This is a genomic window from Pseudomonas sp. BF-R-30 (assembly GCF_019956175.1).
Taxonomy (GTDB): domain Bacteria; phylum Pseudomonadota; class Gammaproteobacteria; order Pseudomonadales; family Pseudomonadaceae; genus Aquipseudomonas; species Aquipseudomonas jessenii.
The window spans coordinates 82,217-96,659 of record NZ_JAHBDE010000012.1 but is presented as its reverse complement, the minus strand read 5'-3'; the positions used below and the strand labels follow the sequence as shown (position 1 = coordinate 96,659).

Annotated in this window: 12 protein-coding genes; 3 read left to right on the top strand and 9 right to left on the bottom strand. The window is 60.2% G+C overall.

The window, feature by feature from the left end:
• Nucleotides 1-255: 255 nt before the first annotated feature.
• The 4 genes from KGB20_RS09345 to KGB20_RS09330 all read right to left on the bottom strand — a co-directional run bounded on the left by KGB20_RS09345 (nucleotide 256) and on the right by KGB20_RS09330 (nucleotide 3,922).
• Nucleotides 256-639 (bottom strand): VOC family protein, encoded by a 384-nt coding sequence (locus KGB20_RS09345; RefSeq protein WP_102669643.1) that lies wholly within the window; start codon nucleotides 637-639, stop codon nucleotides 256-258.
• Between the two features lie 92 nt (nucleotides 640-731).
• Nucleotides 732-1,850 carry an S-(hydroxymethyl)glutathione dehydrogenase/class III alcohol dehydrogenase gene (locus KGB20_RS09340; protein WP_150813666.1) on the bottom strand — a complete coding sequence of 373 codons (1,119 nt, stop codon included), beginning with the start codon at nucleotides 1,848-1,850 and terminating at the stop codon, nucleotides 732-734.
• 109 nt (nucleotides 1,851-1,959) lie between these two features.
• Nucleotides 1,960-2,928 carry an ABC transporter substrate-binding protein gene (locus KGB20_RS09335; protein ID WP_150813667.1) on the bottom strand — a complete coding sequence of 323 codons (969 nt, stop codon included), beginning with the start codon at nucleotides 2,926-2,928 and terminating at the stop codon, nucleotides 1,960-1,962.
• A 154-nt stretch (nucleotides 2,929-3,082) separates the two neighbouring features.
• Nucleotides 3,083-3,922, bottom strand: coding sequence for a hypothetical protein (locus KGB20_RS09330; protein ID WP_090454904.1), 840 nt, complete (start codon nucleotides 3,920-3,922; stop codon nucleotides 3,083-3,085).
• Between the two features lie 109 nt (nucleotides 3,923-4,031).
• On the opposite strand from KGB20_RS09330, the gene KGB20_RS09325 reads away from it, so the two are divergent.
• Complete coding sequence (locus KGB20_RS09325) at nucleotides 4,032-4,943, top strand: LysR family transcriptional regulator (RefSeq protein ID WP_154862259.1); 912 nt, start codon at nucleotides 4,032-4,034, stop codon at nucleotides 4,941-4,943.
• A 118-nt stretch (nucleotides 4,944-5,061) separates the two neighbouring features.
• On the opposite strand, the gene KGB20_RS09320 is transcribed toward KGB20_RS09325, so the two are convergent.
• The 4 genes from KGB20_RS09320 to KGB20_RS09305 all read right to left on the bottom strand — a co-directional run bounded on the left by KGB20_RS09320 (nucleotide 5,062) and on the right by KGB20_RS09305 (nucleotide 10,649).
• The gene (locus tag KGB20_RS09320) at nucleotides 5,062-6,303 is read right to left on the bottom strand and encodes a thiolase family protein (protein ID WP_154862308.1); all 1,242 of its coding nucleotides are present in this window, start codon (nucleotides 6,301-6,303) and stop codon (nucleotides 5,062-5,064) included.
• Between the two features lie 8 nt (nucleotides 6,304-6,311).
• Entirely contained in the window at nucleotides 6,312-8,195 is a 1,884-nt protein-coding gene (locus KGB20_RS09315) for a feruloyl-CoA synthase (protein ID WP_154910509.1), read from the bottom strand.
• Nucleotides 8,196-8,286: 91 nt separating this feature from the next.
• Entirely contained in the window at nucleotides 8,287-9,735 is a 1,449-nt protein-coding gene (locus KGB20_RS09310; RefSeq protein ID WP_154910510.1) for an aldehyde dehydrogenase, read from the bottom strand.
• An 83-nt stretch (nucleotides 9,736-9,818) separates the two neighbouring features.
• Entirely contained in the window at nucleotides 9,819-10,649 is an 831-nt protein-coding gene (locus tag KGB20_RS09305) for a p-hydroxycinnamoyl CoA hydratase/lyase (protein ID WP_150813672.1), read from the bottom strand.
• Between the two features lie 213 nt (nucleotides 10,650-10,862).
• Here KGB20_RS09305 and KGB20_RS09300 point away from each other — a divergent pair, with 213 nt between their 5' ends.
• Complete coding sequence (locus KGB20_RS09300; protein ID WP_150813673.1) at nucleotides 10,863-11,351, top strand: MarR family winged helix-turn-helix transcriptional regulator; 489 nt, start codon at nucleotides 10,863-10,865, stop codon at nucleotides 11,349-11,351.
• A 61-nt stretch (nucleotides 11,352-11,412) separates the two neighbouring features.
• Here the strand turns inward: KGB20_RS09300 and KGB20_RS09295 are convergent, their stop codons facing one another.
• On the bottom strand, nucleotides 11,413-12,720 hold the full coding sequence (locus KGB20_RS09295; RefSeq protein WP_411740891.1) for an OprD family porin: 1,308 nt from the start codon (nucleotides 12,718-12,720) through the stop codon (nucleotides 11,413-11,415).
• 345 nt (nucleotides 12,721-13,065) lie between these two features.
• On the opposite strand from KGB20_RS09295, the gene mhpT reads away from it, so the two are divergent.
• The gene (gene mhpT / locus KGB20_RS09290; RefSeq protein WP_223532203.1) at nucleotides 13,066-14,283 is read left to right on the top strand and encodes a 3-(3-hydroxy-phenyl)propionate transporter MhpT; all 1,218 of its coding nucleotides are present in this window, start codon (nucleotides 13,066-13,068) and stop codon (nucleotides 14,281-14,283) included.
• The last annotated feature ends 160 nt before the right edge of the window (nucleotides 14,284-14,443 follow it).

Below are 14,443 nucleotides of genomic sequence, written 5' to 3'. Positions count from 1 at the left end.
CTTTCGGGAAGTAAGGTACCTTGGCCTCGATGTTCACCTTGGATAAAGCGCTTCATGGGCGATCCCTGCGATGAATTCCTCAGAAATCATAGCAAGGGTTCACGAAGGCGTTTTTACACACTCTGGGCCAGAAGCTGTCGTTCGAACACCAAGGTTAAACGGGCTTGTTCAAGCCACCATTGCAACCTTACGGATTACTAATCCTTGCGAGTAAGGGCTAATGACGAAGCATCTAATGATGCCTCGTCTTGAAGCTTAGGCTGGCTTGAAACAGTACGCGGCCAGCTTGTTCCCATCGAGATCCCGCGCGTAAGCCGCATAGGCGTCAGGTGCCCAGCCTCGCGGACCCGGTGCACCTTCGTCGGTGCCGCCACTGGCCAGCGCCGCGGCGTGGAAAGCATCAATGGCGGCACGATTCGGCGCCTCGAAGCTGATGGTGACACCATTACCCACACTGGCCGGGGCGCCGTTCGCCGGTTTCAGCACGAAGAAGGATGGAGCGCTCTCACCCCAGATCGAACCATTCTCGTCCAGATCAGCGATGCGTTTTTGGCCCAGGGTACCCAGGACATTGTCATAGAAGCTGCGCGCTTTTTGCAGGTCGTTGGTACCGACAGTCACATGAGTGAAAATGGTCATCTTTGTGCTCTCTTTGGTGTAGATACGGTGGGTTGATGTTGCAGGTTTTCGCGCCTTTGACTCGCCCTGACGGGCTTCGCCAATCTGTTGAGTCAGCGATCGAAATGGATAACGGTGCGGATGCTTTCGCCTTTGTGCATCAGGTCGAAGGCTCTGTTGATCTCGTCCAACCCCATGGTGTGGGTAATGAAACTGTCCAGCGGAATGTCGCCCTTTTGCGCGTTCTCGACATAGCTGGGTAGCTCGCTACGTCCTTTCACACCGCCAAATGCCGAGCCGCGCCAGACGCGCCCGGTCACCAGCTGGAAAGGACGGGTACTGATTTCCTGACCGGCGCCAGCGACGCCAATGATCACCGACTCACCCCAGCCCTTGTGGCAGCACTCCAGGGCGGCGCGCATCAGATGGACGTTGCCAATGCATTCGAAGGAATAGTCCACACCGCCCTCGGTCATCTCGATGATCACGTCCTGGATCGGCCTGTCATAATCCTTGGGGTTGATGAAGTCGGTAGCGCCCAGTTGCCTGGCAATCTCGAACTTGGCCGGGTTGATATCGATCGCGATGATCCGGCCGGCCTTGGCCATGGTCGCACCGATAATGGCTGCCAGCCCGATACCACCCAGACCGAAGATTGCCACGCTGGCTCCCTCCTCCACCTTGGCCGTATTGATCACCGCGCCAATGCCGGTGGTCACACCGCAACCGAGCAGGCAGACCTTCTCCAGTGGCGCATCCTTGGGGATTTTGGCCAGGGAAATTTCGGGAAGCACGGTGTATTCGGAGAACGTCGAGGTGCCCATGTAGTGAAAGACAGGCTGCCCTTCGTAAGAGAATCGGCTGGTGCCATCTGGCATCAAACCTTTGCCTTGAGTGGCACGGATTTTCTGACAAAGATTGGTCTTGCCGGAGGTGCAGAATTTGCACTCGCCACATTCCGGGGTGTAGAGCGGGATCACATGGTCGCCCACCGCCAGTGAAGTTACCCCCTCGCCAACCGCTTCGACGATACCGCCACCTTCGTGGCCAAGAATAACGGGGAAGATCCCTTCGGGATCGGCACCGGATAACGTAAACGCATCGGTATGGCAGACACCTGTCGCAACAATGCGTACCAGCACCTCACCGGCTTGCGGCGGCGCTACATCGACTTCGACAATTTGCAGAGGCTGGTTCGCCGCGAAGGCGACGGCCGCTCGTGATTTGATCATGTTCGTGATTTCCCGGACGCAAAGAGGCGCCGTTCCTGTGTAGAAACAGTCAAGAGATTGTGTTCATAGGAGCGTTACAGAGGGCGGGCGTCCTTGCCCTTGAGGCCGATTAGAGCGATGCCTCGATCTTCTTTGCTGCGGCTTCGTCGACCCAGGCATGCCAGATTTCCGGGTGTTCCTTGAGGAACATCCTGGCCAGCTTCGGCGATTCGATGCGTTCCCGGGTCATCCTCGCCAGGTTCTGATTCAACAAGTCGATCGGAATGTTGACCTTCTCCAGTACTGCGACCAGTTCAGGAGCCTGTTCATGAAATGCCTTGGAGAGTCCCACCATGGTGATGACGTCTTTGTTGGCGCCGGTCTTTTCCTCCAGCCTTATCGCATCGATCTGCCCCATCAGCGGCGTCGGTGACCAGTAGTAGAACAGCACCGGTTCACCGCGCTTATAGCTGGACAGGACAGCCGCATCCAATGCGGCACCAGTGCCTGGACGGAAATTCGTGAACGTGTTTTCAAGGCCATACTCTTTCAACATCTCGGTATTGTCCTGCTCACAGATCCAACCCGCAGGACAGTTGTAGAAACGGCCTTTGGACGGTTCTTCCGAATCGCGAAAAACACTCGCGTACTTGCTCAGGTCCGCGACTGTCCTGAGGTCGGGCGCCTGCGCCGGCCGGTTACGTTTGGCGTCCCCTTCAACGACGTAACGCGGCACATACCAGCCCTGAGTCGCACCAATGATCGGAGCGCCAACCCCGACAACCTTTCCGGCCGCCGCCGCCTTTTTCCAGACTTCGCTGCGCTCCATCCACTCTTCGCCAAACACCTGAATGTCGTTGCCGGCCAGTGCGGTCTCGAGAATGATGGTGTTACCCACCAACTGATCCGTTGCACAGCCATAACCATCCTTGAGCACGATCATCATGATGTCGGTGAGGAGCATCCCGCTCTCCCAGTTCAACCCGGCAAATTTCACCGACTTGCCCGATTCACACCACCCTGAGGCCTGGCTTGAGGCACTACCGACAAGCAAGCCAAGGGTGAGCAAAGAGGCCAACAAACTCTTCCTGTTTTTCATGATCAGACGCTCCGAATCATTATTATTGGGGGCAGCGAACTGTTGTGTGCGACACAGGAGCAAACGAGTCCATCAGATTTAGCATGGACAAGTGCGTGCGCAAACACGTGAAACAAAGGCGTGAATCAATTGCATTTATTGTTATTGGCGAAGCTCAAGCTAATGGATCAACAGAAGTACGCCCGTAGAACAACTGGCGCGCATAGGCACTGAACTCGACATCGGGCTGGTCCACGTACGCAAACACCGCGTTGAGCCTCAACCTGTCCCCTTCCACCGGCGTGACCCGGTGCAATGAATAGCGGCCGCGGAACAATGTCAGGGTGCCGGGCACTTGAGGCAGAACCTCTACCTGCTGTGTTTGCGAGTCATCGAGGAATTGCCTGACCGCGTCATAGCAATCGTCGCTTTCATTGCGCAGCATCCGCACATACTCGAAATCCCCACCGGCGCTTGCAGCCTGAAGCGACAGCGTGACGCTGAAGTCGGAACGATCAAAGTGCCACCCCAACTCCTGCCCTGCCGTGAAGCCCTGCAAGTTAAGGGCGGCTAATGGATCGGCATGACGATAGAGCGTGTCCAGAGCCAAAACATCTTTGATGAAAGCAAGGACTTCGTCCGATCCATAGATCTGCCGGATCAAATGGTCGGCAGGAATATCGGCATAGGCAACAGTGTCTTTTGCCGTGTTCATCAAGCGTCGTAGCGGGTGTTCCGGATCAACGCTTTCGTCCTGAGGTTTGAAATAAACCGTGTGGCTTTCCCGAAAATGAAACATGCGCGAGTGCAGTGCAAGTGTCTGCTGCGCCATCGCGACAACCGATGGATTGCGAACAAAACCCGGAAAGATCGCAACGCCCTCTTGTGCCAGCAACGACTGACTGTGAGTGACCAGTGCGAGATAAGCGGGGCTGGTGCGATCGGTGATTGGGTAACGCTCGAGATCGACGAGATCGCCCAGGGTTAGCGCAGGTGTGAAAGGCAGGGTAGTCATTGTTGTTGGTCTCCGTTGGCTCTGCTGGATTCAGATTGCATCGGCACCAAAAACAAGTCACGCTCATAATTTTACGCAATTTTGTGAATTATTTTCAGGTCGTATACCCATGAGACTGACGCTGGATCACTTGGTGATGTTGCAAACCTTGTCGGAAGTCGATTCGATCACCGCGGTGGCCGAACGTTTATGGCTGACACCTTCAGCCGTCAGTCACCGCATACGCGAAGCGGAGCGGCGGCTAGGTGTGAGCCTGACGGAAAGATCAGGAGGAAAGCTCAGACTCAGCCCTGCCGGCGTGCGCCTGGAACGGGCCGCCAAAGACATCATCGCCATACTCAATGAGGCTGAGTCCGAGGCCCGGTCCATGGCTGGTGGCGTCACAGCGTTTGTCCGTATGGGTGTCACCTCCTACGGCCCATTTCGCTGGATTCCAAAATTCATCAAGCACTACTCAAGTCTTCGGCCGGACATCGAAATCACACTGGTGACCGTGCCCCGTAACGACGTTTACGCGAGCCTGATGCAAGGCAGACTGGATGTGTCCATTATCGATGACGGCATGGTGCCTAGCGGTGTCGCGAAGTTGCCACTTTTTCGGGACGATTTGATTGCAATCATGGCAACCGATCATCCCCTTGCGGGAAGGAAAAATATCTATGCGGAAGACTTCAAGACTTACAACCTGGTGACGTATTCGACCGATCGCGCCAGTGGCTGGGAGTATGACCGTTTCTTCGCCCCCGCCAGCATCTTGCCGCGCCGCATGATCACGGTGGAGTTGATCGAAGCCATCGTTGAACTGGTCCGCTCAGGATACGGAATCAGCATATTGCAACGGGATTTGGTAACCCCCAGTCTTGAACGCGGGGAACTTGCGTGGGCCGCCCTGAATGACGGCCTGGATATCGCCTGGAACGCAATCGTTCGTCCCTCGGAACGGGAAGATAGCGAGGTCAGTAAAATGGTTACGGAGCTTGATACCTGGATTAAAAATTCAGGAAAGCCTGAACGCAGCTAATCGCTGGTTAGCGCGTAAAAATGGTTTTTTAGTCGATTGCAGCCCTTCGCGACGGGCAACAATCGGCCAGAAGCCGTCATTGGCAGAAAACACAGCTTGCCCGTCAGCCGACGAATTCTTAGGCACGCCAGGCGGGATTTTCGATCAGTAGCGCCATGCCCTGCCCACCGCCAACACAGGCCGCGGTAACCCCGTAACGCAGATTGTGCTCACGCAGTTGTCGGGCCAGGGTCAGCACCAGGCGCAAGCCACTGGCGGCCAAGGGGTGGCCGAGTGCCAACGAACCACCCTGGACGTTCAGACGCGAAGGGTCCAGCTCCAGCTCCTTCGCCACTGCCAGGACCTGGGCGGCCTGGGCTTCGTTGATTTCAAAGCGGTCGATCCGATCCAGGCTCAAGCCGCTGCGCTGCAGCAGCAGGCGAATCGCCGGTGCCGGACCGATGCCCATGAACTCCGGCGCCACCCCGACCACCGCGCTGGCCCGCAGCAAGGCCAACGGTGTATCCCGACGGGCCGAAGCGCGCCCGACCAGGGCCGCCGCCGCGCCATCGACCACCGCACAACTGTTGCCGGCAGTTTGCACCCCGCCTTCGTGCACGGTGCGCAACCGGGACAACGCCGCGATGTCTCCGGGCCGTGGGTGGCTGTCTTCACTCACCGTGTCGACGCCGCGTGACAGGCGGATGCCCCGTGGCTGATAGCCTTGCAGTTCGAACACCTGATGCCCCACGGCAACGAGCTCGGGTGCCAGCCAGCCCGCGTGTTGTGCCGCAAATGCCCGCTGATGACTGGCACAGGCGTATGCGTCCACCGCTTCTCGACTCAGCCCATAACGCCGCGCGAGGTTGTCGGCGGTGGTGATCATGTCCACCCCGGGAGCCGGGTCGTACAAGGCTTCCCAGAGAAAATCCTTGAACTGCACTTGCGCGCCAAGGCGGAAACCGCCTCGATGGGTATAGGCCGCAATCGGATTGCGCGACATCGATTCGGTGGCCACGCACAGGGCCAATTGCACGCCGTCATCCAGTTGCCTGGCGGCCTGGCGCAGCAGTTCGAAACCGGTGGCGCAGATCCGCTGCACCCCCAGTGCCGGAACCGATTGCGCCACGCCGCTGTAGAGGCCGATGTGCCGTGGCAGCATGTAGGCATCGAAACTGGCCTGGGCCATGGAACCCGCCAGCACGCTGTCGACTGCCAGCGGGTCAACTTGCGCGCGCGCCAGTACTTCGCGCCCGACCTTGATGCCCAGGTCGATCGGCGACACCTCGGCCAGTGCCCCGCCGAGGTCCACCCACGGTGTGCGCACCGCATCGAAAATCGCCGCATCGGCAAAGGCCGAGTACTGCCCGCCGGTGTTCAGGACTTCGCTCACGACTTCGCCCCGGCGCGCAGGATGGCTGGATCGAGCCCGCGATACAGCGCCTCGACCTGCTCCGCGCGCCACTGCAATACCGCACGCTGGTTGATCGAACCCTTGTCGGTGATTTCCCCCCGATCGATGGACGCCGGCTCGTCAAGCAAGGCGATCCATTCCAGGCGACTGGCATTGCCCGTGGCCTCGCGATTGAATCGCTGCAACCAGCCGGCGAACCACTCGCGCACCGGCGCACTGGCCAACACCTCGGCGTCGCTGGCACTGGCCGCCAGCCCTGACAGCCGTCGACATTCGAACATCCGCGCAAAGACCAGCGCACCCAGGCACTCGCGATCCGGCGCGGTCACCACCAGGTCCTGGACATAGGGTGAACCTTCGAGCACCGCGCGGCTGCGCAACGGCCCGACGCTGACGAACACCCCGGATGACAACTTGAAATCTTCGGCGATGCGCCCGTCGAACATCAGCCCCAATTGCGGATCGCGCGGGTCGGCGAGCTTGAGCGCATCTCCGGAGCAGTAGAAGCCCTGCGAGTCGAACGCATCGTGGGTCTGCTGTGGTGACCGCCAGTAGCCGGGCATGATGTGCGGCCCACGAAAGCGTCCTTCGAGTTTGCCGTCCACCGGCACCAGGCGCACCTCACAACCTGGCGCCGGCAAGCCGACATAACCGGCCATGGACAACGGCCCGGTGGTGAAGGTGCAAGACGGCGAAGCCTCGGTCATGCCGAGCCCGGCCATCATGCGGATACGCTCACCGCAGTGCTGTTCGCTGATCCGGTCGAGGCGGTCCCAGACACTTTGCGACAGACCGGCGGCGGCAAAGAAAAACAGACTGATACGCTTGAAAAAGATCTCCCGCAGCTCCGCGTCCTGCTCCAGTGCCGAGGCCAATTCTTCCCAGCCTTTGGGTACGGTCAGGTAGGCCGTAGGCGACACGTCTTTGAGATTACGCAGGGTTTGCGCAAACCCCTGCGCCGTGGGTTTGCCGTCGTCCAAGTAAAAGCTGCCACCGTTGTAGAGCACGATGCCGACGTTATGGCTGCCGCCGAAAGTGTGGTTCCACGGCAGCCAGTCCACCAGCACCGGCGGTTCTTCGCCGAACACCGGAAAGGTCTGCAACAGCATCTGTTGGTTAGAGCACAGCATGCGCTGGGTGGTGATCACCGCCTTGGGCAGCTTGGTCGAGCCGGAGGTGAACAGGAACTTGGCGATGCTGTCCGACCCCGTGCCAGCAAAAGCGGCCTCGGCCTCGGCTCCGCCCGGTTGTTCAAGCAGGCTGGCGAAACTCACCTGGTGGCGTCCCGCGATTTCGCCCCGGACGGTAATCATGGGCGTTTCAGCGGGTATCACGGCATCGATGGCGCGCTGGTAGGCCGCAGCATCACTGACAAACACCAAGCCAGGTTGCAGCAGATCGCAGACGTGACGCAGCTTGGCGAAATCCTGGGACAGCAGCGAATAGGCCGGCGACACCGGGCAGTAGGGAATGCCCGCGTACATGGCGCCGAAGGCGAGTTGCAAATGCTCGATGTCATTGCCTGAGAGCAACACCAGCGGTTTGTCTGCTGACAGGCCGTAGCTCAACAGGCTTTGGGCGATGGCCCGAACACTCTCGAGCATCTCGGCGTAACTGACCCGGCGCCAGTCACCGTCGGCCTGGCGGGCGGCGATAAAGGTTTGCTCGGGACGCACCTTGGCCCAAAGCACCAAACGGTCAAGCAGTCGCGGTGGATACTCGGCCAATGGCTCCAGGGAACGCATGTGCAACGCGCCCTGCTGTTCTGTGACCTCGACCGCTGCGCGACCGATGGCCACGTGACGGTAGCGCGGCGCGCAGGCCTCGGTGTGGGGTTGCGATCTGAATTCGGAACTCACGTGCTTGTTCTCCATCAAGGCACGCTACCACCAAGCCGCACGAATGGGCATGGTGGTGGCTGCAGCCTTTTTTTATTGTTATTTCTGCGGTTCAGATCGGGTAGTGCCGCGGTCCATGCTGCAAAGTAACCCAGCGCAACTGGGTGAAATGCTCGATGGACGCCTTGCCGCCAAAGCTGCCGTAGCCGCTGGACTTGACTCCACCGAAGGGCATTTGCGCTTCGTCGTGCACGGTCGGGCCGTTGATATGGCAGATGCCCGACTCGACCCGTTGGGCCAGCGCCAGGGCGCGCCCGGTATCGCGGCTGAAGATCGCCGCCGACAACCCGAACTCGGAATCGTTGGCCAGACGCAGCAACGCTTCATCGCCCACCCCGCGCAACAACACCGCCACCGGGCCGAAGGATTCCTCGCGGTACAGACGCATGCTCTCGTCAACGCCATCGAGCAGGGTCGGCTGCAAAATGCTGCCGTCCAGCTGTCCACCGACCACCAGCCGCGCCCCCTTGGCCAGGGCATCGTCGATCAACCCCTTGATGCGCGTTCCGGCACTGGCATCCACCAGCGAACCGAGCACCGAATCCACCAGCGCGGGATCACCGGCGCGCAGGGTCTCGACCTTGGCCGCCAGCTTTTCGACAAAGGCGTCGGCGACCTTGGCATCGACGATCAGCCGTTCGGTGGACATGCAGATCTGTCCCTGATTGAAGTACGCGCCGAAAGCGGCTGCCTCCACCGCCGCATCCAGGTCGGCATCATCGAGCACCAGCAATGGCGCCTTGCCGCCCAGCTCCAGCAAGGCTGGCTTTAGGTGGCGTGCCGAAAGCTCGCCGACGATGCGCCCGACATGGGTCGAGCCGGTGAAGTTGACCCGCCGCACCGCCGGGTTGGCGATCAGCCGCTCGACAATCGCCGAGGCATCCGCCGGGGCATTGCTGATGACGTTGACCACGCCGTCACCCAACCCTGCATCCTGCAAGACCTGGCCGATCAGACGATGCACCGCTGGGCTCAGCTCAGACGCCTTGAGCACCACGGTATTGCCGCACGCCAGCGGCATGGCGATGGCGCGGGTGGCGAGAATCACCGGGGCGTTCCACGGGGCGATCCCCAGCACCACGCCACAGGGTTGGCGCAGGGCCATGGCAAAACTGCCCGGCACATCCGAGGGAATCACTTCGCCATTGATCTGGGTGGTCATCGATGCCGCTTCACGCAGCATGTTGGCCGCCAGCCGCACGTTGAAACCGTACCAGTTGGCCATGGCCCCGGTTTCGCCGGCCGCCGCGATGAATTCGTCGCTGCGCGCCTGCAACTGCTCGGCCGCCTTGAGCAAACGGGTGCGACGTTCATTGGGCGCCAGGGCGGCCCAGGCGGGAAACGCTGCCTGGGCCGCAGCCACCGCGGCATCGGCATCTTCCAGGGTGGCGGCAGCAACCCGCGATACCAATTCACCGGTCACCGGGTTGCGGCGCTCAAAGGTTCGACCGTCGCGGGCAGGCAGCGACTGGCCGCCAATCAACAGGGGCACGTCCAGCATGGTGATTCCTCTTTATTGTCTTTGTCGGGAATGCATTCGAGCGATGCAGAGCGCCGGGGCGGACATGCACCCGGTGATCAGTCTCAGCGCTTGTAGGCCTGCAGACCGGGCTTGATGCTCTTGTCGTCGAGGAACTGCTTCATGCCCTGCTCGCGGCCACCCTCGGTGTCGAGCAGGCGCGACTGGTCAAGCTTGGCGTACAGGTAGTCCTCGTTCTGCTCCCAGGTCAGCTCGCGGCAGCGCTTGAAGCCATGCTTGGCCGCACGCAGTACCACCGGGTTTTTCTCCAGCAGGTTGCGCGCCAGGTCCACGGTGACTTCACGCAGTTGCACCAAGGGTACGCTTTCGTTGACCAGGCCCATCTCGGCGGCTTTCTGCCCACCGAAGGTCTTGCCGGTCATGATGTAGTACAGCGACTGACGATGGCCCACGGTGTCGGCCATGGCTTTGCTCACCAGGTTGCCCGGCGGGATGCCCCAGTTGATTTCCGAGAGGCCGAAGGTCGCTTCGTCGGCGCAGATCGCCAGGTCACAGGCCACCAGTGGGCTGAAGCCACCACCGAAACACCAGCCGTTGACCATGGCGATGGTCGGCTTGGTGTACATGCGCAGCAGTTTCCATTGCCACTGCGAGGCTTCGCGGCGGATTTTTTCCTGGAGGATCTCCGGGCCCGCGTCCACTTCGCGGAAGTATTCCTTGAGGTCCATGCCCGCGGTCCAGGCTTCGCCGGCACCGGTCAGCACCAGCACGCCGGCCGCCGGATCCTGCTCAAGGGTTTCCAGCACATCAATCATTTCCCGGTTGAGCGTCGGACTCATGGCGTTGCGTTTTTCCGGGCGATTGAGGATGACCCAGGCGATGCCTTCTTCGATCTCGACCTTGACGGTTGTCCAGCGACCTTCGTAATTGCTCATGGCGATACTCTCTTGTTCTTGGCTTGAAGATGACTGGAAATTAAAGGATCGACATAGTTATGTCAATTAACTATTAATCTAATTAACCATTTTTTATCCACCCGAAAATATCCTCCGTCCCCTTCACCATGAACGACGGGCATAGCTATCAGCGGCCAACCCCGGCAAACTAGATACACTTGTTAACCTCCATCTCTTCAGGATTCACCCGCAATGGCCAAGCCTTCTCCCCTCGCCGACCAGAACGAGTCCCCGTCCGCCACCGCCGAGCTGCAGGCACCGCTGGATTCGGCACTGGATGACCTGATCGGCTACGCGATGCGGCGCGCCCAACTCAAACTGTTCCAGAACCTGATCGGTCGCCTGTCAGCCCATGACCTGCGCCCCGCGCAGTTCTCGGCCCTGGCGATCATCGACCAGAATCCGGGGCTGATGCAGGCCGACCTGGCCCGGGCCTTGGCCATCGAGCCGCCGCAGGTGGTGCCGTTGCTCAATAAACTGGAAAGCCGCGCGCTGGCGGTGCGAGTGCGTTGCAAGCCGGACAAACGCTCCTACGGAATCTTCCTGAGCAAGACCGGCGAAACCTTGCTCAAGGAGCTCAAGCAGATCGCCGCGCAAAGCGATTTCGACTCCACTTCAGCGCTGACCGGCGAAGAGCGCGAAGAGCTGCTGCGCTTGCTGAGGAAGGTTTACCAGGACTGAACGCACGCTGCCGGCACGCTCCAGAAGGGGCGGCCGGCGGGGAACATCGAAGGGCCCGGGCTTACCAGATCGGCAAGGTATAGAGCACCTGGAACCGGGTCTGGTTTTCATCACGAAACGCCGTACCGCTCGGGAAGTCATTGCGATAGATCGCCTTGCGCGCCAACAGCCCGACGTTTTTCAGCGGGCCGCTCTGAATCACATAACCCAGTTCCATCTGGAATTCGCGCTCTTTGCGGTCCTCGGCGTTGAAGGCGGCCAACTCGATATTGTCGCCGCGCACGTAACGCAACCTTCCCTTCAAACCGGGCACCCCGGACGCGACGAAGTCGTAGTCATAGATCGCTTGCCAGGTGCGCTCCTTGGCGTTGAGAAAATCCGAAGCCATGGTCTGTTCGCTCATGCCCATCAACTCGGTGCCAGAGATGTACGGCGTCGCCGTGTTGCCGCTGGAGTGCATGTAGCCGAGGCTCACCCGGTGCCCGCCGAAGCGGTAGCCAAACAATGCCGAGAGGTTGCGGTTGTCCACCTCACCCGCTTTGGCGGCGCCATCCTCACGGCTGAAAAAACTGCGCAAGTCACTGGTGAACACACCGTCGCCAAGCGGCAGGTTGTGCAGCAGCGCCAGGGTGTCCTGTTGGTAAAGCTCGGCCACCTCGGCATGGTAGGCGCGCAGACTGAGTTCTTTGTCGACCTGATAATCGCCCCCCACGTACGCCAGATGCGAGGTGGTAGCGGCACCGTTGAATCGCCGGTTTGGCGTGGCGATGCTCATGGCCTGATAGTCCGTGGAATCGCGCTTGTTGATGCGATCGATGTAACCGGTGTTCAGGGTCAGGCCATCGAAATCCCTGGAGCTGAGCGTGGTGCCGCGAAAGGTCTGTGGCAGCAGCCGCGACGGGCTGGCAAAGGCAAACGGCAGGAAGATCGAGACATCGCCGCTCTTGACCGTTGTCTGGGCAAACCGCAGCTTGGCCGTCGGCGCCAGCCGCGAATAATCATCCGCCGCGCGCTTGTCGCTGGCCGACACCGGCAACAGTTCGGTGCCGCTGCGATCCGGGGCGGAGTCGAGCTTGACCCCCAGCAGCCCCCGCACATCCAGGCCAAAGCCTACAGTCCCTTCGGTATACCCGGACTCCATGCCCAGGATGAAACCCTGGGCCCACTCCCGTGCAGCAGACTTGGCCCCGCCATCCTTGTAGTCACGGTCCATGTAGTAATTGCGCAGGGTCAAGTTTGCGTGACTGTCCTCGATAAACCCCTCAGCCCGCAGCTGAGAGGGCAGAACGCTGACGCCTAGCAGTGCCACGACCCACCCTGGATGGATACTGCAAACGCAGGGAAGTGACGCTACGGAACCGATGTTCATGGGGCGTTTTGGCATGTTCGATGTCCACTTTTTATTGTTGTTCGTGGGTGCCGGATCCGCACGGGACTGCCGGCTTCACGACCAGAGAATGGAAACAGCCAAGGGTCGCCGTCAATCGCACATGACCGATAATCGAACATTAATATTATTATCTATTTCCACATATTCATATGAATGCATTCATAACAGTCTGTTTTCAAACATTTTATTTGTGGTTTTTACAGCTTTTACGACATCATTCTTTTTTTAGTTATCTTTGTTATCTTAATCGCCAGCGGTCACCGACGGCGCGCCCAACGCACGGAGGGTTCGACTGCATAAAAAAAACAACAATGAGGTTCACCCATGGACAGTCCATCGCGTCGCTCGACGCTGACAATCGCTTTGTGCTTTATCGTTGCGCTGATCGAAGGGTTTGATCTGCAGGCTGCCGGCACCGCTGCCGCAGGTTTGCGTCAGAGCTTTGCCCTGGACCCGAAGATGATGGGCTGGGTGTTCAGCGCCGGGATCATCGGCCTGCTGCCAGGTGCGTTTTTTGGCGGCTGGGTGGCCGATCGTATCGGCCGCAAGAAGATCCTCCTCGGCGCCGTGCTGCTGTTCGGTGTCTTCTCGCTCTGTACCGCCTATGTCGAGAGCTACTCCAACCTGCTGCTGGTGCGCTTCATGACCGGCCTGGGCCTGGGTGCCGCCCTGCCCAACCTGATTGCCCTGTGTGCCGAGGCCGTGAGCGAGCGCCATCGCGGCACCGCCATTAGCGTCATGTACTGCGGCGTGCCCCTGGGCGGCGCGCTGGCGGCCGTGGTGGCAATGTTTTCCAGTGAACACTGGCAAACCACCTTCATCATCGGCGGTCTGACGCCCATGCTCGTAGTGCCGCTGATGGCCCTGCTGCTGCCCGAATCCACTGCGTTCCGCCAACAACATGTCACCACCGGCAGCCCACGGTCGTCCACCGCCCAGGCGCTGTTCGGCGAAGGACGCGCACGCTGTACGCTGGCCTTGTGGTTGAGCTACTTCTTCACCCTGACCGTGATGTACATGCTGCTCAACTGGCTGCCCTCGCTGTTGCTGGAACAGGGTTTCACCAAGCCACAGGCAGGCATGGTGCAGATGCTGTTCAACATCGGCGGCGCCATTGGTTCGCTGCTCGGCGGGGTGATGCTGGACCGCTGCAACGGCCTGAAAGTGGTCCTGTTCGTGTACGCCGGGGTGTTGGCGGCGCTGGCCGGGGTCGGCCTGTCAGTGGGTATCGTGCCGATGGCCATCGCCGGGTTTGCCGTCGGGCTGTTCGTCATGGCCGCACAGCTTGTGCTGTACGCCCTGGCGCCCCCTTCCTACCCGACTTCGGTGCGCGCCACCGGTGTCGGCGCGGCCGTGGCCATCGGCCGGCTCGGTTCGGTGGCAGGCCCCCTGGCCGCCGGCCAGATTCTCGCCGCCGGTGCCGGCACCACTGGCGTGCTGCTGGCAACGTCACCAGGATTGGCAATCGCCGCGCTGTCGATCCTGACCGTGATCGCCCGCACTGGCGCGATCGCCGAGTCGCAACCGGAAGCGGCAAACTAAGCCCCGCTACAAAGGTTTCAGGAATGAAAATGCCCGGCAATTTGCCGGGCATTATTTATGGACATCAAACCAACTGCCCGGTTAGAGGTGCCTCGTACCGTGTTGGATGCGAGAAGCAGCAACCGGTTGAATCCACAGCCATAAGCAGTCACTCAGCGAC

Bases quoted from the DNA above. Each gene is read 5' to 3' on its own strand.
- KGB20_RS09345 (WP_102669643.1), bottom strand. From the start codon at position 639: ATGACCATTTTCACTCATGTGACTGTCGGTACCAACGACCTGCAAAAA.
- KGB20_RS09340 (WP_150813666.1), bottom strand. From the start codon at position 1,850: ATGATCAAATCACGAGCGGCCGTCGCCTTCGCGGCGAACCAGCCTCTG.
- KGB20_RS09335 (WP_150813667.1), bottom strand. From the start codon at position 2,928: ATGAAAAACAGGAAGAGTTTGTTGGCCTCTTTGCTCACCCTTGGCTTG.
- KGB20_RS09330 (WP_090454904.1), bottom strand. From the start codon at position 3,922: ATGACTACCCTGCCTTTCACACCTGCGCTAACCCTGGGCGATCTCGTC.
- KGB20_RS09325 (WP_154862259.1), top strand. From the start codon at position 4,032: ATGAGACTGACGCTGGATCACTTGGTGATGTTGCAAACCTTGTCGGAA.
- KGB20_RS09310 (WP_154910510.1), bottom strand. From the start codon at position 9,735: ATGCTGGACGTGCCCCTGTTGATTGGCGGCCAGTCGCTGCCTGCCCGC.
- KGB20_RS09305 (WP_150813672.1), bottom strand. From the start codon at position 10,649: ATGAGCAATTACGAAGGTCGCTGGACAACCGTCAAGGTCGAGATCGAA.
- KGB20_RS09300 (WP_150813673.1), top strand. From the start codon at position 10,863: ATGGCCAAGCCTTCTCCCCTCGCCGACCAGAACGAGTCCCCGTCCGCC.
- KGB20_RS09295 (WP_411740891.1), bottom strand. From the start codon at position 12,720: ATGAACATCGGTTCCGTAGCGTCACTTCCCTGCGTTTGCAGTATCCAT.
- mhpT (WP_223532203.1), top strand. From the start codon at position 13,066: ATGGACAGTCCATCGCGTCGCTCGACGCTGACAATCGCTTTGTGCTTT.